Origin of the sequence: Minwuia thermotolerans (assembly GCF_002924445.1) — a bacterium.
Lineage (GTDB): Bacteria > Pseudomonadota > Alphaproteobacteria > Minwuiales > Minwuiaceae > Minwuia > Minwuia thermotolerans.
In genome coordinates this window covers 18,611-36,286 of record NZ_PIGG01000065.1, presented here as the reverse complement: position 1 = coordinate 36,286, position 17,676 = coordinate 18,611, and the positions used below count along the sequence as shown (strand labels likewise).

The 17,676-nt window shown below is 67.9% G+C and carries 20 protein-coding genes; 7 read left to right on the top strand and 13 right to left on the bottom strand.

The window, feature by feature from the left end; translation table 11 throughout:
• Positions 1-256 precede the first annotated feature (256 nt).
• Entirely contained in the window at positions 257-3,271 is a 3,015-nt protein-coding gene (locus CWC60_RS18430) for a cation-translocating P-type ATPase (RefSeq protein WP_109795396.1), read from the top strand.
• On the top strand, positions 3,268-4,416 hold the full coding sequence (metK, locus tag CWC60_RS18425; RefSeq protein WP_109795395.1) for a methionine adenosyltransferase: 1,149 nt from the start codon (positions 3,268-3,270) through the stop codon (positions 4,414-4,416). Before CWC60_RS18430 ends, metK begins: the two co-directional genes overlap by 4 nt.
• 6 nt (positions 4,417-4,422) lie before the next feature.
• Here the strand turns inward: metK and CWC60_RS18420 are convergent, their stop codons facing one another.
• Complete coding sequence (locus tag CWC60_RS18420; protein WP_109795394.1) at positions 4,423-4,899, bottom strand: hypothetical protein; 477 nt, start codon at positions 4,897-4,899, stop codon at positions 4,423-4,425.
• Between the two features lies 1 nt (position 4,900).
• Positions 4,901-5,203 (bottom strand): DUF5132 domain-containing protein, encoded by a 303-nt coding sequence (locus tag CWC60_RS18415; RefSeq protein ID WP_109795393.1) that lies wholly within the window; start codon positions 5,201-5,203, stop codon positions 4,901-4,903.
• A 407-nt stretch (positions 5,204-5,610) separates the two neighbouring features.
• On the opposite strand from CWC60_RS18415, the gene CWC60_RS18410 reads away from it, so the two are divergent.
• The gene (locus CWC60_RS18410; protein WP_109795392.1) at positions 5,611-6,150 is read left to right on the top strand and encodes an Hsp20/alpha crystallin family protein; all 540 of its coding nucleotides are present in this window, start codon (positions 5,611-5,613) and stop codon (positions 6,148-6,150) included.
• An 86-nt stretch (positions 6,151-6,236) separates the two neighbouring features.
• Here CWC60_RS18410 and CWC60_RS18405 read toward each other — a convergent pair whose 3' ends face one another.
• The 10 genes from CWC60_RS18405 to CWC60_RS18360 form a co-directional block, all read right to left on the bottom strand.
• Entirely contained in the window at positions 6,237-6,716 is a 480-nt protein-coding gene (locus CWC60_RS18405; RefSeq protein WP_109795391.1) for a DsrE family protein, read from the bottom strand.
• Positions 6,691-7,788 carry a c-type cytochrome gene (locus CWC60_RS18400; protein ID WP_109795390.1) on the bottom strand — a complete coding sequence of 366 codons (1,098 nt, stop codon included), beginning with the start codon at positions 7,786-7,788 and terminating at the stop codon, positions 6,691-6,693. Before CWC60_RS18400 ends, CWC60_RS18405 begins: the two co-directional genes overlap by 26 nt.
• A complete protein-coding gene (soxC, locus tag CWC60_RS18395; RefSeq protein WP_206420022.1) occupies positions 7,772-9,004 on the bottom strand; it encodes a sulfite dehydrogenase in 1,233 nt (410 codons plus the stop codon). The genes CWC60_RS18400 and soxC overlap by 17 nt, the downstream gene beginning before the upstream one ends.
• A 118-nt stretch (positions 9,005-9,122) precedes the next feature.
• Positions 9,123-10,817 (bottom strand): thiosulfohydrolase SoxB, encoded by a 1,695-nt coding sequence (gene soxB, locus CWC60_RS18390; RefSeq protein ID WP_109795388.1) that lies wholly within the window; start codon positions 10,815-10,817, stop codon positions 9,123-9,125.
• Between the two features lie 114 nt (positions 10,818-10,931).
• Positions 10,932-11,765: a sulfur oxidation c-type cytochrome SoxA gene (gene soxA, locus CWC60_RS18385; RefSeq protein ID WP_420891172.1), complete on the bottom strand. Its 834-nt coding sequence runs from the start codon at positions 11,763-11,765 to the stop codon at positions 10,932-10,934.
• 76 nt (positions 11,766-11,841) lie between these two features.
• A complete protein-coding gene (gene soxZ, locus CWC60_RS18380) occupies positions 11,842-12,168 on the bottom strand; it encodes a thiosulfate oxidation carrier complex protein SoxZ (RefSeq protein WP_109795386.1) in 327 nt (108 codons plus the stop codon).
• A 21-nt stretch (positions 12,169-12,189) separates the two neighbouring features.
• On the bottom strand, positions 12,190-12,645 hold the full coding sequence (soxY, locus tag CWC60_RS18375; RefSeq protein WP_109795385.1) for a thiosulfate oxidation carrier protein SoxY: 456 nt from the start codon (positions 12,643-12,645) through the stop codon (positions 12,190-12,192).
• A gap of 26 nt (positions 12,646-12,671) precedes the next feature.
• Positions 12,672-13,130: a sulfur oxidation c-type cytochrome SoxX gene (gene soxX / locus CWC60_RS18370; RefSeq protein ID WP_109795384.1), complete on the bottom strand. Its 459-nt coding sequence runs from the start codon at positions 13,128-13,130 to the stop codon at positions 12,672-12,674.
• 130 nt (positions 13,131-13,260) lie between these two features.
• Positions 13,261-13,845 carry a thioredoxin family protein gene (locus CWC60_RS18365; RefSeq protein WP_109795383.1) on the bottom strand — a complete coding sequence of 195 codons (585 nt, stop codon included), beginning with the start codon at positions 13,843-13,845 and terminating at the stop codon, positions 13,261-13,263.
• Between the two features lie 11 nt (positions 13,846-13,856).
• Positions 13,857-14,591, bottom strand: coding sequence for a cytochrome c biogenesis CcdA family protein (locus CWC60_RS18360; RefSeq protein ID WP_109795382.1), 735 nt, complete (start codon positions 14,589-14,591; stop codon positions 13,857-13,859).
• 137 nt (positions 14,592-14,728) lie between these two features.
• Between CWC60_RS18360 and CWC60_RS18355 the strand changes: the two genes are divergently transcribed.
• The 4 genes from CWC60_RS18355 (at position 14,729) to CWC60_RS18340 (ending at position 17,214) form a co-directional block, all read left to right on the top strand.
• Positions 14,729-15,112 carry a thioredoxin domain-containing protein gene (locus tag CWC60_RS18355; RefSeq protein ID WP_420891171.1) on the top strand — a complete coding sequence of 128 codons (384 nt, stop codon included), beginning with the start codon at positions 14,729-14,731 and terminating at the stop codon, positions 15,110-15,112.
• Between the two features lie 60 nt (positions 15,113-15,172).
• Positions 15,173-15,511: an ArsR/SmtB family transcription factor gene (locus CWC60_RS18350; RefSeq protein ID WP_206420019.1), complete on the top strand. Its 339-nt coding sequence runs from the start codon at positions 15,173-15,175 to the stop codon at positions 15,509-15,511.
• A gap of 66 nt (positions 15,512-15,577) precedes the next feature.
• Positions 15,578-16,684, top strand: a complete 1,107-nt coding sequence (locus CWC60_RS18345; protein WP_109795380.1) for a YeeE/YedE family protein — start codon at positions 15,578-15,580, stop codon at positions 16,682-16,684.
• 17 nt (positions 16,685-16,701) lie between these two features.
• The gene (locus CWC60_RS18340) at positions 16,702-17,214 is read left to right on the top strand and encodes a GlcG/HbpS family heme-binding protein (RefSeq protein ID WP_109795379.1); all 513 of its coding nucleotides are present in this window, start codon (positions 16,702-16,704) and stop codon (positions 17,212-17,214) included.
• Here CWC60_RS18340 and CWC60_RS18335 read toward each other — a convergent pair.
• Entirely contained in the window at positions 17,211-17,582 is a 372-nt protein-coding gene (locus CWC60_RS18335; protein WP_109795378.1) for a YbaN family protein, read from the bottom strand. The two genes, CWC60_RS18340 and CWC60_RS18335, sit on opposite strands and share 4 nt — an antisense overlap.
• Between the last annotated feature and the right edge of the window lie 94 nt (positions 17,583-17,676).

The window sequence follows — 17,676 nt, the reverse complement described above, 5'->3', positions numbered from 1 at the left end:
GACGAGGCCGACGATGATCGCTTCGGTGAGATCGCCGAAGACGGTGAGCAGGAAGATGGCGAGAAGAACCGCCGCGTGCGTGGCGCCATTTCAAAGAAGCATCTATTGTGTGAAACGCAGCTTCTGATGTCGGAACTGTCAATATCCTTGCATGCCTTCATCCGGGGACGGCGGAGATCGCCCGGTCCTGTTGACCGAGATCAATGCGAGGCGCACCAATCGCTTTTGAAATGCGCGCAACGAGGCGAATTGCGGCATGGAGGGCCTCCCCATCGACGCCGTCGCGGAACAAGCGTCCGACGAGATCGGTCTCATCCACGCCATACCGGGTCGCCTGCGATTCCGGGTGGGCGGTCTGCGCCGCCGGCCGGATCGGGCGGCGGCGCTCGCGCGGCGTCTTCAGGCCCTGCCGGACGTCCGGGAATCCAGCGTATCCGCCCTGACGGGCTCGGTGACGCTTCGCTGCCCGCCCGGCCTCCCGGCAGACGCGTTGCAGCGCCGGATATCGGCCGCCTGGCGCGAAACGCTTGATCCCCCGCCGCGGAGTCTCGGCGCCGCCGCCGCGGCTGAAGATTCGGCGGATGCGCCGCACGCCCCGGCGAACGAGGACGCCCGCACCTGGCATACGCTGTCCGTCGCCGATGTCGTCGCCGCGCTCGGCACCGACGGCGCCAGCGGGCTGACGCCCGAGGAAGCGCGATCCCGCCTTCAACGCCATGGCCAGAACCGGCTGGCCGAGCCACGGCGCGCCTCCCGGTTGGCCATTGCGGGTCGGCAGTTCGCCAATCTGCCCACCGGCCTGCTGGCGGGCTCCGCGGTGGTATCGCTGGCCACGGGCGGCGTGCTTGACGCCGCGGTGACGCTGGCGGTCGTGCTCGCCAATGCCGGACTGGGCTTCGTCACCGAATCGGGCGCCGAGGAGGCCATAGCCCGGATGACCGCGCGGCGACCCTACCGGGTACCGGTGCGCCGCGGCGGCGCCGAGATCGAGATCGATTCCCTGGAGGTCGTGCCTGGCGACCTCCTGAGTCTGCGGCCCGACGTTCTGGTGGCCGCCGACGCCCGGATACTGACGGCGGACAGGCTGACCGCGAACGAAGCCCTCCTGACCGGCGAAAGCGAGGCCCAGCCCAAGAGCGCGGCGGCGCTCGCGGACCCCCGACTGCCGCTCGCCGACCACGACAACATGGTCCACCACGGCTCCTTCATCGTCACCGGTCGCGGGAGCGCCGCGGTGACGGCGACCGGCCAGGCTACCGAGCTGGGCCGGATCGAAGCGATGGCCTCGACCGCAGCCACGCCGGAAACGCCGCTGTCGCGCGATCTCGGCCGGCTGGGGCGCCAACTCGTGCTGCTTTCGCTCACGGTATGCGGCGTGGTCTTCGTCGCGGGGTTCCTGCGTGGCCATGGCCTGTTGCAGATGCTGAAGAGCTCGGTGGCCCTGGCCGTGGCGGCGGTGCCGGAGGGCCTGCCCACGATCGCCACCACGACGCTGGCGATCGGGCTCAGACAGATGCGCGGCCACGGCGTCGCCATCCGGCGGCTGCAGGCGGTGGAAGGCCTGGGCGCGATGCAGGTGCTCTGCCTCGACAAGACGGGGACCATCACGGAGAACCGTATGCAGGCTGCCGCCTTCGCGGTCGGCGGGGAGGCGGCCAGCGAGCATCAGCCGGACGCGCGGGAAATGGACGCCACGGCGCCAGGCCGGCGGCTGCTGGAGGCCGCGGCGCTCTGTTCGGAGGCGGAGCCACCCGGCGCGGGCGGCGGTCCGCGCGGCTCGGCGACCGAATGTGCGCTGCTCGAGGCGGCGCTCGCGGCCGGCCTCGACGTGACGGCCCTGCGGCACTGTTGGCCGACGCGAGATGTCCGCTACCGGGACGAGACGCACCGCTACATGGTCACCCGCCATGAGGGCGACAGCGGGGTTCCCCGGACGGCCATGAAGGGCGACCCGCGACAGGTGCTGGAGCTCTGCGCCAGTCTTGCCCTGCCTGCGGGATCGGAACCGCTCGACGAGGCCGCGCGCGGACGCATCGCCGCCGAAATCGACGCCATGTCCGGCCGCGGTTTCCGGGTTCTCGGCTTCGCCGACGGCGACGGGGACCGTTTCGACTGGCTCGGCTGCATCGGCCTGAAGGATCCGGTTCGGCCGGAAGCGCGCGAGGTCATCGCCGCGCTCCATCGCGCGGGCGTGCGGCCGCTGATGATCACCGGGGACCAGGCCGCCACGGCGGAGGCCGTGGCCCATGAGATCGGCCTCTCCGGCAACGAACCGCTCAACGTGCTGGACGCGCGCGCCATCGACCGGATGGATGCCGAGGTTCTGGTCGGCCTGGCCCGGCGCACGCACGTCTTCGCCCGCGTACCGCCCTCGCGCAAGCTCGACATCGTCCGCGCCCTGCAGCGCTCGGGCCTGGTGGTCGGCATGACCGGGGACGGCTTCAACGACGCGCCGGCCCTGAAGGCGGCGGACATCGCCATCGCCGTGGGCGGCGGCGGCGCGACGGCGGCCCGCGACGTCGCGGACGCCATCATCGAGAACGGCGATCTGCGCGGCATCGTCGAGGGCGTCGAACAGGGCCGGACCATCGCCTCCAACATCCGCAAGGCGGTGCACTTCATGATCTCGACCAATCTCAGCGAGATCCTGGTCGTGCTGGCGGAGACGCTCAATCCCGGCGACCAACTCGAATCGCCGATGGAGATGTTCTGGCTCAACCTGGTAACCGACGTGCTGCCGGGCCTCGGCCTGGCGCTGGAACCGCCGGAGCGCGAGGTCATGTCGCTGCCGCCGCGGGATCCGAAGGAGCCGATCCTGACCATGCGGGAGTTGCGCCATGCCGGCCTGGAATCGTTCGTCCTGAGTGGCGGCACCATGCTGGCACACTTCTATGGCCTGTCGCGCTATGGCCCCGGGCCGCACACGCGCACACTGACCTTGACCAGCCTCGTCACCGCCCAGTTGCTGCACGCTTTCGCCTGCCGCTTCGACCGCTTCGTGCCGCTGGGAGGACGGGCGCTGTTCGGCAACCGGACGCTGAACAGGGCGGTCGGCGCTTCGTTCGCCCTGCAGACGCTGCCGCTGTTCTTCCCGCCCGTGCGCCGCCTGCTCGGTATCGCGCCGGCCCGGCCGATGGACTTCGCCATCGCCGCCCTCGCCGGCGCGGGCGCGTTCCTCGTCAACGAAACGCTGCTGGCCACCTGGAGCCGGCGCGGCGACACCGGCTGGGCGGCACGCCTGCCGGGACAGAGAGGCATCGGCATGCAATGAGAAACTTCGTCCTCACCTCCACTTCGGTCACCGACGGCCACCCCGACAAGCTCTGCGACCGGATCAGCGACGCCGTCGTCGACCGAGCGCTCACACGCGCGCCGGACGCCAGGATCATGTCCGAATGCGCCATCGCCAACGGCCTCGTCTTCATCTCCACCTATGGCGACAGGGCTCTGGGGATCGATCTGCCGGAACTGGTCCGGGAGGTCGTGGGCAGCGTGGGCTACGACGACCCGACCTTCAATCCGGCCAATCTGAGCGTTATCACCAGCACCAACCGTCTTCCCGCCTCGGTCGCCGAGCGGCGATCCGACGTCAATGCCACGGTGTTCGGTTTCGCCTGCCGCCAGACCCCGGAATTCCTGCCCTTGCCCATTGCCCTGGCCCACCGCCTCGCCCGGCGCCTGAGCGACGCGCGGCGCGAAGGGGCGCTGCCCTTCCTCTATCCGGACGGCCAGGTGCAGGTCGCCATCCGCTACCGCGAGCGGCGCGCCGAACGGGTCGACGGCGTGGCCCTGGCGACGGCCCTGACCTGGCAGGCGCCGGAAAGGCTGGAGGTCGAGAGGCTGCTCGAAGCGACGGTTCTCCGGCCGGAGCTGGAGGCGGACGGTCTGCCCGAAGCCGTCGGCGCTACGATCTCGATCAATCCGCCAGGGGCATTTCTCGTCGGCGGCCCGACGCGCCACGCCGGCCTGACGGGCCGGAAGGCCGATATCGATACCTATGGCGGCTATGTGCGCCAGAGCGGCGCGGCGCTGAGCGGCAAGGACCCCGGCCGCGTTGACCGCAGCGGCGCCTACATGGCGCGCCATGTCGCGAAGACGGTGGTCGCCGCCGGCATCGCCGAGGAGTGCGAGGTGCAGCTGAGCTACCGTATCGGCCTGGACTGGCCGGTCAGCCTTGCCGTCGATACGTTCGGCACGGGACGGTCGGGCGACGACGCGCTCGCCGATCGGCTGCTGGAAATGTTCGACTTCACCCCCCGCGGTATCGATGCGGCCTTCGGGCTCAGCGCCCTGCCGCGCCAGCGCGGGGGCCGCTTCTTCTCCGACCTCACGGCCTTCGGGCATATGGGCCGGCTGGACCTCGACCTGCCGTGGGAGCGCACGGATCGGGCCGGCGAACTCGAAGATCTCGCCTGAACCGCCTCAGCGCCGGGGCGTCCGGCGATCGGAAAGCAGCAGCGACAGGCCGTACCAGAGCGCCGTCGTCGCCGGGGTGGCGACGTTGCCGCGCGCGAGTTGCAGCAAGGCCATAGCGACGAGCGCCAGGGAGGATGCGTCGCGCAGATCGATGACGCCTTCCGAATGCCGCTCGATCACCCGGTCGAGCCGTCCGACCAGCCCCTGAGCCAGGAAGTGCAGCGGGATCTCCGGCCTTTCGGCGACCGGCGCCGCGATACGAAAGACGCCGGCAACTTCGGCGGCGGCGGCGAGCGCGCCGAAATCGCCGACATGGATCACCACCAGGCTGGCGCTTTCGGGACGCGGTTCGACATGGACGACATCCTCCAGCGCGCCGGCGCGCGCCGCGAGTTCCTTCAGGAAGGCGGCATCGCCCGCCCGGCCGGGAAATCTCAGCCGCGCGCGGACGCCGAAGCTATGCGCCAGGACGGCGTCCGGCATTTCAGCGTGCCCCGTCACGTCCCTGCTCCGCGCCGGGCGCCGCCGCCGGACCGCCCGCTTGGGCGGCGGAGCTTTCGGCCGCCATTTCCTGCTGCAGTTCCGAGGCCGCTTCGAAATAGGCGTCCTCCGCCGTCTCGCGGAGTTCGGCCATCGCCTCTCGGCTGCGGGCGTAGGACTTGATCCCGGCCTTCATCGCGGCGCGCAGAGCCGGCCGGGCCGAACGCGCGAGGCCGGGCAGAACCAGCGGCGCCACGATGCCGACGCCGATGCCGAACGCCAGTCCGCGCAGGAAATGCGAGTTCATGGTAAACCTCCGTTGCAATTCGGCCCGTTGCGGCGCGTCCGCTCAGGATGCGGAGCGTAATCGAAGACGGCGCCAGCGGGAACTGCCCCTGTTTCGCATAACCCGGTCCGCGAGGTCCGGGGTTGATCCATCTCAAGGATGACAGGTCTTCACGGAAATTCCGTTCCTGCAGAGAGACGTCCCACGAAGGGATTTGAGAGATCGGCCGAAATTCTCGCCCACGGGATCGGCGGTTGATTCAGGTCAAGGCCAGCGCACGCCATCGGGGCTTCAATAGAACTCTCGCGGTGGCGTCCCGAAGCGGAGGACCCGCCCCGCGAGAGGAGGCCGAGGTCCTGGCGGAACGCAAGGAACCACCCGGACGGAAGCGGCCCGTATGTGAAACATGCATCCGAAGGACGAGTGCCATGAACGATACTGCGAGCAAGATCCCGGTCGAGGCCGGAGCCGAGAAGAAGACCCCCGCCGCTGCGCCGACGACCTTCGAGAACCTGCGCAAGGAGATCGACCGCGTGTTCGAGAGCTTCGGCCGCGGCGACTGGCGCTTCCCCTTCGGCAGCCGCTACTTCGATATCGAACTTCCCGCCTTTCGCAAGGAAGCCTGGGGCATCGCCCCGGCAGTCGATATCAGCGAGAAGGACAAGGCCTTCGAGATCACGGTGGAACTGCCGGGCGTCAAGGCTGACGACATCGACGTCAAGGTCGCCGGCGGGCGACTGACCATCAAGGGCGAGAAGAAGGAAGAGAAGGAAGAGCGCGAGAAGGACTACTTCGTCTCCGAGCGCCGTTACGGGGCCTTCACCCGTTCCTTCCAGCTGCCCGAGGGCGTCGACGCCGAGAAGATCGAGGCCGAGAACATCGACGGCGTGCTCAAGCTGACGCTGCCGAAGACCGCCGAGGTCCAGAACAACACCAGGAAGATCAAGGTGAAGTCGAAGTCCAAATGACCGATCCGGGCGGCTGGCGATCCGGAGGGGATCGCCGGCCTCCCCTTCCGGGGCCGGCGGTGATTTTCCCGGCGATCGCAGACCGATCAGGGCCGTACCAGGGTCCAGCCCGTCTCGCTCAGTTCCAGCAGGTGCGCGACACCGGTCTGGACCACGTCGACGCCATCGAGAAGGGAAGGGCGGGCGCCTTCCGCCCGCGCCATGGTGTCCAGCGTATTGCCGCAGGCGACGAACCGGACATTGACCATGGACTGCATGAAGTTTTCCAGGCGCTCCCGGACCGGCGAGGTATCGGGGCGGAACATGTGAACCCCCGGGCCGAAGGCCACGATCTCGATGTCGACCAGTTCGCCGAGCGCGCTGTAGTGCCGGGAGACGTTGGCGGCGACATTCAGGACCGTGGTCATCTTCGCCGGATCCCGGTCGCTGAGCTGCAGCGCCAGAAGGTGCACGCCCTCCTCCGCCGCGGCCGGCCTGGCAAGACCCAGCGCAGCCAGGGCCGCGATCAGCAGGATCGCCTGGCAAAGCGCCGCGAGGGCTCTAGTCGACTGCGCCCGCACCGTCATTCGTCTCATCTCCATCCGGCGTCACGTCGAGAACACGAGCCCGCATGACTACCTTGGCGGGTTCCGGCTTGCAGTTCGTCATGCAGGGTTCCGCCTTCGCCGCATAATGCGCCTCCGCAGCCCTTTCGTCAGCGATGAAGTTGGGCTCGTTGGGCAGGCTGACCGAGGCGAAGTTCTCCCTGGAGAGTTCGAAATCCTCGTCGGTGACGACGTCGTTCAGATAGAGGATATAGGCCGTCAGTGCGTAGACTTCGTCATCAGTCAGCGACTGCGCGTCCCCGAAGGGCATGGCGCGATGGATGTAGTCGTAGACCGTCGAGAGATAGGGCCAGTAGGAACCGACGGTCTTCACCGGCCGCTCGGCCGTCAGCGTGTCGAAACCGCCGGCCAGCACCGGCCAGCGGCCGCGCCCCTCACCGAAGTCGCCATGGCACGAGGCGCAGCGCTCGGTGAAAATCGGCTCGCCATCCGCCACCGTGCCGCGGCCTTCCGGCAGGCCGGTCCCGTCCGGGCGGACATCGATATCCCACGCGGCGATCTCCTCCGCGGTCGCCCGCCGGCCCAGATGGAAGGTTCCATGCTCGGGCAGGGCCGTGTCTCGCGCCAGCGGCCAAGGCGCCTTGTCGGCCGGTGCGGCCTGCCTCGCGGGTTCAGGCTCGGCGGCGGCATCCTGCCCGGCCACCTGCCCCTCGGCCTCGAAAGCGGCCAGATAGGCGATGACGTCGGCACGGTCGGCGGCCTTGGGCAGGCCCGGAAACGCCATGCGGTTGCCCTTGATGAAGTCACGCGGTTTCGTCAGATAGGCTTCGAGGTTCTCGACCGTCCAGGTAACGTCGGCCTTCTGCATCGCGGGCGAGTAGCGGTAGCCCTCGACGGCGCCGGCCTCGCGCCCGACGACCCCGTTCAGATGCGGACCCAGCTTGTTCTTCGCTCCCTCTCCCACCGCGTGGCAGGCGGCGCAGCGCTTGAAAAGCTTCTCGCCCTTCGCCGGGTCACCATCCGCCAGCGCCGGTCCCGCCAGCAGGGCGACACCGAGCGCCGCAGCGGTCATGAACTCAGGAAACTTCGACATTCTCGCTCGTCCCGTCGGCTTTGACATGCCAGGTCTGGATGCCGTTGTTGTGGTAGATGGAGTTCTCGCCGCGGACGGCGCGAAGCTCGTTCTTGGTCGGCTGGACGAAGCCGTGCTCGTCGATGGCCCGCGACTGCAGCAGCAGTTCCGAGCCGTCCCAGTCGAGATCGAGATAGAAGCGGTGCAGGGCCTTGGTGAAGCTTGGCCCGTCGAGACGCGCTGTCCGCCAGTTGCGGCCGCCATCGATGCTCACGTCGACACGGGCGATCCGGCCGCCGCCCGACCAGGCGAGACCGGACACGACCAGCGGCCCGCGACCGTGCGTGACCGGCTTCTGCGGGCTTGGGCTGGTGATGACCGACTTCACGTCCATCTGCCAGGTGAAACGCCGCGCGGTGCCGTCGGCCAGCAGGTCGGTGTACTTGGAGGTCTCCTCGCGCTGATGCCAGGGCTGGTCGCCGACTTCCAGGCGCCGCAGCCATTTCAGCCACATGTTGCCTTCCCAGCCCGGCACGACGAGCCGCAGCGGATAGCCCTGTTCGGGGCGCAGCGCCTCGCCGTTCATGCTGAAGGCAACGAGACAGTCGTCCAGCGCCTTCTCCAGCGGGATCGAGCGCGTCATGGCGGAGGCGTCGGCGCCTTCCGCCAGCAGCCAGCGGGCATTGGTCCTGAGCCCCGCCTCTTCGAGCAGGTGCTGCAGACGGACGCCGGTGTACATCACGCAGTGAACCATGCCGTGGGTGTACTGGCACCCGTTGAGCTGCGCGCCGCGCCATTCCATGCCGGAATTGGCCGCGCATTCCAGAAAATAGACGTGGTTCTCGCGCGGGAAACGCCTGAGGTCTTCCATGGTGAAGACCAGTGGCGTCTCCACCAGCCCGTGAATCATCAGCCGGTGATCGGCCGGGGCGATCTCGGCGATGCCGCCGTGGTGGCGCTCGAAACAGAGGCCGTTGGGCGTGATGATGCCGTCCAGTTCGTGCAGAGGCGTGAAGTTGACGGAAGACTTCGGGTCGGCAGTCAACCAGGCCACGTTGCGGCGGACCACGTGGGACTCGTGGGCCGAAGGCGCGCCGTAGGGCTGCTCGTCCACCCCCGGGCCCAGATAGCGGTTCCAGTCCTGGATCTCAGTGATCAACTTCTCGCCACCGGCCGCCGCCGACCGCGCGGCAAGACCGCCCGCGGCCAGGCCGGCCCCCGCCGCCAGGCCACCCATCAGCAATTGCCGCCTGGACGGACCCGTTTCATCGGTCCCCTTCACGCCGGACCCTTTCGACATACGCGTCACTCCGTCTTCCTGTCGCCGTGTCATGTCTCGTCTCCGGAGCGGCCGCCTATCCGGCCACCTTCACCGAGCGGTTCTCCGGGATGTCGACCGTGGGGTGCCGCTTCAGGTGCGCCTCGATGACGTCCCATACGGGCGGCCCCTCCGTGCCCTCGTTGACCGATGCCCAGCCTGCGACGACGTAGTCGCGGGAAGGGTCGACCGGCTCGCCGGTGGCCAGCATTGTCATCTCGGAAATGCGCGAGCCGACGGGCTTCGAGGGATCGATCCGGTAGCCCATACCGCCGACGCGGACCATGTCACCGCCCTGCTGGTAGTAGGGATCCGGATTGAAGAGATTGTCGGCCACGTCCTCGAGGATGTCCTTGACCAGCTGGCCGCTCATCTTGGAGCGGTAGGCTTCCGGATAGGTCATGGCGCAGGCGTTGTGGACATCCTCCACCGTGATCGGCTGACCGGGCAGCAGCGACGTGCCCCAGCGGAAGCCCGGCGAGAGGGCGATTTCGGCGTCGCGCTCCTCGATCAGCGCACGGCAGATCAGGTCGTCGAAGGTGCCGTTGAAGTTGCCGCGCCGGTAGAGCAGCGTTTCGGTGTGCGCGAGTTCGCGTTTCAGTTCGGCCTCGTACGGGGCCCGCAGCCGGTCAATCAGCGCCGCCATGTCCGGGTCGGCCCCGATGATGTCGGAAAAGACCGGGATGAGCCGATAGCGGAAGTCCTTCACCGCCCCGTCGGCGATGTCGAGGTCGAGACGGGAGACGAACTTGCCGTTGGAACCGGATGCGATGAGCAGCGTGCTCTCGCCCACGTGCACCGCCTCCGGCAGGGCGTCATGGGTGTGACCGCTGAGGACTACGTCGATGCCCTTGACCCGCTGCGCCAGCTTGCGGTCGACGTCGAAGCCGTTGTGGGACAGCAGGACGACGACGTCGGCGCCCTCCGCCCGCGCGGCCTCGACATTGCGCGCGACTTCCTCCTCGCGAATACCGAAGCTCCAGTTGGGAATCATCCAGCGCGGATTGGCGATGGGTGTATAGGGAAACGCCTGCCCCAGGACAGCGACACGCGCGCCGCCGCGCTCGAAGATGCGATAGGCCTCGAAGGCCGGCTCGTTCCATTCCGCGTCGTAGATGTTGCCGGCCAGCAGCGGGAAGTCGAGCTGCTCGATGAGTTCGTTTACCCGGTCGGTGCCGTAGGTGAACTCCCAGTGGCCCGTCATCGCGTCCGGCGAAAGCGCGTTCATCGCCTCCACCATGTCCGCGCCGCGGGTCGCGTTCGCGGTGTAGCTGCCCTGCCAGGTGTCGCCGCCGTCGAGAAACAGCACCTTGCCTTCGCGCTCGGCCCGGAGCCGGTTGACGATCGTCGCCACCCTGTCGAGCCCGCCCATGCGCCCGTATGTCCGGGCCAGCGCGGCGAAATCGACCGACGTCAGAGCATAGGCGTTCGCGCTGCCGGGCGCGATCCCGTAGGCCTCGAGAAAGGCCTTGCCGGTGATGTGGGGGGGAAGGCCCGCGACCTCGCCCACGCCGATATTGACCGAAGGTTCGCGGAAGTAGAGCGGCTTGAGCTGCGCATGGATGTCGGTCACGTGAAGCAGCGTCACATTGCCGAAATCGTCCATGGCGAGCAGGTCGTCTTCGGACAGGGACTGCTGCGCGGCGGCCCTGGTCCACCCGCCGGTGATCCCCGAGCCCGCGATGGCGCCAAGCGCCACGGAGGCCAGCAGGAATTCGCGTCTCGAAACCATTTCTTTCCCCATTTGCCGGCCGCATCGTCCCTCCCCGGACGCGGCCCGCCGAACACTTGCCTGGAACCGGCGGCGTGCCGGCGGTCCAGGGAGCCGCCGGCGCGCCGCCGCGTGCTACTGGCGAACCGCCGGCGTCTCGACCGAAAGCCCGGTGCCACGCCAGGTGACATAGACTTCCAGCGCCATCAGTTCGTCGGAGAAGGCCGCCGGGAATTCCGCGCGGGTATCCCGGATGCAGCCGCGGAACCGGTTGTGCAGCGACACCATGTTGGCCTGCTTCAGACGATAGGTCGGGAAGCCATTGACGTTGCCCTGGCTCAGATGGTCGGCGCGGATGTATTTGCCGTTGTATTGTTCGTGGCAGGATGCGCAGGCGAGGTTCAGCTGGCCGGTCCGCTTGTAGTAGAGATCCTTGCCCTTCTCCCACCAGCCCTGCATGTCGCCAGCGGCGAGGTCGATGCCGAGCGGGTCGCCCAGGGATTGATGCTTGATGAAAGTGGTCAGCGCCTTCTGCTCGGCCGCGTCGAACTTGTAGGGCTCGGCCTTCATGTTCTTCTCGCGGCAGTTGTTGATCTGCAACTCGACATTGATCGGGCGGCCTGCCTCCGCATCCCATTTCGGGTAGCTGGCGCCGACGCCCTTCATGCTCTTGGACGCGTCGCCATGGCAAGAGGCGCAGGACTTCCCGGCCTCCCCCTCCACCTTGTTCCAGAGTTCCTCGCCGCGCTCGACATAGAGCATGCCGGGGTTCTGGAATGAGTCCGCCTCCAGCATGCGGGTCTCGTCGGTTCGGAAGAGCCAGCCGGAAAGCACCTCGTCGAAAGGCATGCCCTCGGCCGCCTTCGTCCGAGTGGTCATGTGAATCTCGCCGTCGATGACCAGATCGTCATTCACAGGCTCTGCGCCCGCCGGCGCCGCCAGCCAGCCGGCGGCGGTGATTGCCGCCACGGCCGCCCAGATGAGCTTCGTCTTCAGCACCTTGGTTTCCTCCTGAGTTGTCCCGGGCGCGATGTGACCCCGCGCCTTACTTGACCGTGATCGGCGCCTCGTGCGTGTAGACGGAGCCATCGTCGTCCACCCAGGTGAACTTGAAGGTGCCGCTTTCCACGACCTTGGCGTTGAACTCGAAATAGGGGTTCGCCGAAATCGCCGGCTCGATATCGCAGGAGAACACCGGCTGGCCGTTGAACTCGCAGCTGAAGCTGTTGATGATCGAGCGCGGGATCGGGTTGCCCTGCTTGTCCTTGCGCTGGCCCGATTCCATCGTGTGGTTGATCAAGGTCTTGATGGTGATGACTTCGCCGGCTTCGGCCGACTTGGGCACCTTCACGCGGGGTTTGGAGTTGGCCATGTCTGTTTCCTTGTCTGCCGGTCAGCCGCCGCAGCCGCCGATGGTCACCTTGACCTGCTTGCGGTCGATGTAGGCGGAGCCGTCGTTCATCCGCGCAACGGCGATCACGTTCTGGGTCTGCGCCAGGCGCATCCGCGTGGTCGCCGCGGCCACGCCGCTCGACGGCGTGAAGTTGAAGGTCGCCACCGCCGGATTGGGGTTGCCGTCGGCCACCAGCATGACCGCTTCGACATAGGAGTCGGGCGTCATTTCGCTGTCGACCGAGACCGAGATCGGAACCGTATTGCCGTTCTCGGCGATTTCCGGCGCGGTGAGAGTGATTCGCCCTTCCTGGGGCGCCTTGCCGCCGGTGAAATCCATGAGCCGCTTCTCGGCCGCCGCCGCGTCGGCGGAGGCCGGGCCGGGGACGAATCCCAGTCCGGCGAAGGCGACGGCGCCGGCGGATAGCGCGAGCGCCTGACGTCGTGTCAGTTCCATTCGATGTCTCCTGATGGAATGGGCGGTCACTTCAGCGTGGCCAGATAGGCGACGATGCTTTCGACCTGCTCGGCAGTGAGGATGGTCTTGCCGACGAGGTCCTTGCGCACGTTCTCGCCGACTTCCAGCGAGTAGAAGCCGGGCATTACCGTGTCCGGACCGAACACGGCCTTGGAATTGGCCACGATCGCCCTGAGCTGCTCCGGGGTCCAGCGCTCGGCGACGCCGTCCAGCGGCGGGCCGACCTCGCCATGGAAGAGCTGTTCGCTCATGTCGCCGTTGACATGGCAGGCCAGGCAGTTGCCCAGCTTGCGGTCGGCGAAATACTTCCGTCCTGCGGCCGGGTCGCCCGCCGCGCTGGTCAGCGAACCGGCGACTTCCCCGTCGACGAACTTCACGGCGCCGGGCGCCACATCGCCCGCGGCGGCTACGGACGCGGCGACGCAGAGACTCGCCGCGGCCAGCATGGTCCTTACCGAAATCATTTCAGGTCGTTTCCTCTCGCTGCAGGTGCAGCCCGTTCCGGGCCGTTCTCTTTCGTTCTTCCACAAGCGTAACGGGCCGCCCCAAGGCCATCAATGCATAAATTGTAATTCTTGCATATATTGTGACGGATCAGTCCGTGTTCTGCACACCAGCGGCCTCGCGCTCGCGGATTCGCCGCGCGTGGAAGCGTTGGAAATCCTCGTCGGTTTGGTATCGTTTCTCGCGGACCCAGGTGAACATGTCGAGGAAGGTGCCCTTGCGGAAGGCGCCGGGCATCGCCGCCACCGCCGCCTGGCTGGCGCTGAGTTCCTCTCCGGCCGTCTCCGGCATGAACAGGATCGTCGGGGTGAAGACGATCCCCCACTTCCGGCCGGCGGTCTTCTCGGTCAGCGTCTCGCCGTCGAGATCGACGACTTCCTCGTCGCCGTACAGGTTGTACTGGACCACCAGGTAGTTGGCCTTGATGTAGTCGCGGACCTGCGGATCGCTGAGCACCTCCTCGTGCACCTTCTTGCAGTAGATGCAGCCGCGCTGCTCGAAGATCAGCGCCAGCCGCTTGCCCTGCGCGGCGGCGTCCGCCATGTCCTCGCGGATGTCGCGGAAGGTAATGGCGAACCAGTCCTCCTTGTGCAGGCCGTCCTCGCCCAGCTTGGCCGCATGCGCGCCTGCCGCCGGCAGGACCAGAGCGAATGCGAGAAAAAGTCGCGTCAACATGGATCGTCTTCTCATCCGAGTTCTCCGAAAGCGGGGAAGGTTTCCAGCAGCCAGGTGGCGATCGCCGCCATCTGGCCGGTCATGAACAGCACGCCCGTGACGATCAGCACGGCGCCCATGACCTGCTCGACGCGGTGCATGTGGCGGCGGAAGCGCGTCACCCAGGCGACGAAACGGCTGGCGAAGACCGCGGCCAGCACGAAGGGGATACCGATACCGATGGAATACGCCGTGAGCAGTCCGGCGCCGCGCAGCGCGGTATCCTCGGTACCGGCGACGAACAGGATAGCCGCCAGCACGGGGCCGACGCAGGGGGTCCAGCCAAAGGCAAAGGCCAGCCCCATCACGTAGGCGCCCAGCATGCCGGCCGGCTTGCGCACCACATCCATCCGCGCCTCCCGGAACAGCAGACCGATCCGGAAGATCCCAAGGAAGTGAAGCCCCATGACAATGATGATGGCTCCGGCGGCGATGGAGAGAACGTCGAAATAGCGCGCGAGGCTCTGCCCGATCAGACTGGCAGTGGCCCCAAGGGCGACGAAGACGGTGGTGAACCCCAGGACGAAGGCGATGGCCGCGGCGATGATCTGACGGGAAGCGGCCGAGGTCCGCGCATCGCCCCGGAACTCCTCGAAGCTCAGACCGGCAAGATAGGCGAGATAGGGCGGCACGATCGGCAGGACACAGGGGGTCACGAAGGACAGCAGTCCGGCCAGCAGCGCGCCGCCGATGGTGGCATCCAGCATTTCGATCCGATTCCTGCCCCAGATTCAGCCGGGTCCACCCACGCTCGCGGCGGCCTAGCCCTTGTCATATTCAATATCCAATATATATTAGAGTTTGAATATATGAAATGCGCAATGGGCCCATGCGGAGATCGTTGATATCCGGCGTGATTGCCGGCCTGCTTGTCTGGGCGTCGCTCGCATGGCCAGCGGCTGCCGGGGCGCTCGAACTGGTCATGCTGGAGCGGCCCGGCTGCGCCTGGTGCAGGCGTTTCGACGCGGAGATCGCGCCGGCCTATCCCCTGACGGCGGAGGGCGCCCGCGCGCCACTCCGGCGCGTCGACGTCACCGGCTCCTGGCCCGGGGACCTGGCCGGGGTCCGCCGCGAACGGTTCACACCGACCTTCGTCCTGGTCCACGAAGGGGTCGAAGTGGACCGTCTGCGCGGCTATCCCGGCGACGAATTCTTCTGGTTTCTGCTGGGCGAAATGCTATCCCGGCTGCCTGACCCGTCTCCCGGCGGCGGCGTCAGGAAGGACTGAGACAGACACCGACGGGACAGCAGCATGGACGAACACTCGACCCCGCCCGACACAGAGGATATGGCGACGCTGATGCAGACGGCGCGGCACGCCAGCGATCTGCTCAAGGCGCTGTCGCACGAGAGCCGCCTGATCATCCTTTGTATCCTTGCTGACGGCGAACGCTCCGTTTCCGAACTCGAGGATCTGCTTGAAATGCCCCAGGCCGCGGTTTCCCAGCAACTGGCGCGCCTGCGCTTCGATAGACTTGTGTCAACGCGGCGCGAGGGGCGCACGATCTATTATTCGCTGGCCGACGATGAAGTCGAACAGCTCGTGGGGATGCTCTACGAGTTCTTCTGCAAGCCGGCCAGAGAGCGGATGCGCCGAGAGGGATATCCGGACCGGCGCCGGCAATGACAATCGGGACGGCCGCCGCGCAAAGAGTTGCGTCGTGTCGGCATGCTGCCCCACGGGGAGGCGAGAATGCTGGATTCGGAATGGTGGCTGCCTGTCGGGGGCGTCGCCGTCGGCGCGATCATCGGTGCGGCGGCGCGCCATGACCGCTTCTGCACCCTGGCGGCGCTGGAGCGGCACTGGTATGCGGCCGACAGCACCGGCGTCAGAACCTGGGTTCTCGCCGCGGCGTTCGCGATCGTGGCCACGCAGGCGCTGGTGCTGGGCGGCGTCATCGATCTCTCCGGCTCCTTCTACCTGACGACGGAGTTCGGCTGGACCGGCGCGATCCTCGGCGGCCTCGCCTTCGGCTTCGGCATGGCCCTTGTCGGCACCTGCGGTTTCGGCGCGCTGGTCCGCCTCGGCGGCGGCAGCCTGCGCTCGCTCATCGTTCTCGTGGCACTCGGCCTGTCGGCGCTGGCGGCACAGCGCGGCATGCTGGCCATCGTGCGGATACATGCCGTCGACGACCTGGCCATCGATCTCGGCTTCGCCGGCGACCAGTCCCTGGGCGCCATCGCCTCGGCCGCAGCGGGCGCGGATCTCCGCCTTCCAGTCGCCGTCGCCGCTGCGGCGCTGCTGTTCGGCTGGGTCTTCGCCGATCCCGGCTACCGCCGCCGGACCGGACATATCCTCACTGCGGCGCTGGTCGGCCTCGGCATCACGGTCGGCTGGGCGATCACGGCGACCGTGTCGGAAAGCGCAATGGCGCCGGTACAGATCGAGTCGGCCTCCTTCGTCGCCCCGCTCGGCGACACGATCCTCCATGTCATCGCCTTCACCGGCGTGTTGCCGGACTACGGCGTAGGTCTCGTCGTGGGCGTAGTGCTCGGCGCCGCGCTGGTCGCCTGGCGCCGCCACGACGTCCGCTGGGAAGCCTGCGACGACGCCCGCGAACTCGGCCGCCACCTTATGGGGGGCGCGCTCATGGGCGTCGGCGGCGTTCTGGCCCTCGGCTGCACCATTGGCCAGGGGATGAGCGCTGCGTCGCTGCTGACGCTGTCGGCGCCGGTGACCATGGCCTCGATCATCATCGGCGCGCGCCTCGGCCTCGCCTATCTGCTCGAAGGTTCGCCATGGCGAGCACTGCCGTTCACTGCGGAGCCTATCGCCGGCCGAGCCCGCCGGCGCAACTGAAGGGAAGGGAAACCCCCATGAAAACTCTTGCCGCCACACTTGCCGCTGCGGCGCTGCTCGCGGCCGCCGCAACCGCGCCCGCCCGCGCCCAGGACGACGGAGCGCTGGTGAGCTTCGAGGTGATGAAGCCGGATGTGGCGTTGCGCCTTGCGCAGGGCGCGCTGGAGCGATGCCGCGACGAGGGTGCCCAGATCGCCGTCGCCGTGGTCGACCGCTTCGGCGTCCTCCAGGTCGTGCTGCGGGACCGCTACGCTGGCGCCCACACGCCCGAGACCGCGCGGCGCAAGGCCTGGACGGCGGTCAGCTTCCGCAACGACACGCTGGCGCTCGCCGAGGTGGCGAAGCCCGGCGGCGAGGCCTATGGCGCCAACTTCATCGAAGACGCCCTGATGCTGGGCGGCGGCGTTCCGGTCGAGGCCGCCGGCAGCATCGTGGGAGGGGTCGGCGTCTCCGGCGCGCCTGGCGGTGCGCTTGACGACGCCTGCGCCCGCGCCGGGATCGAAGCCGTGATGGACGATCTGGCCTTCTAGGCGTCGGTCTGCCCGGCCGGGTGCGGCCGCGTCAGGATGAACAGCGCCACCAGGCCGAGCACAGCGGCCTGGATCGCGATCACCGTGCCCGAAAGCCCGGCCGCCCAGCCTCCGGCGAGCACAGCCAGCATGGCGGCGACCGCGATGACCTTGATCCGGGGCGCGATGCAGCCGCCCTCGCGCCAGTGCGCGATTGGCGGGCCCAGCCTGGGATGCCCGGTCAGCCAGTCGTGCAGACGCGGGCTGGACCGCGCGAAGGCGAAGGCGGCGAGCAGCAGGAAGGGCGTCGTCGGCACCAGCGGCAGGACGATGCCGGCGATGCCGCCGCCGAGCGAGAAGAACCCCAGTCCGAGATAGAACACGCGCATCGCCGACCTTCAGATCCGGAAACGGGCGGCCCCGCCAGGGGCCGCGCCACCGTCCGATTCCATAACTGGTGACTGGCCACGGCATTTGTCCAGC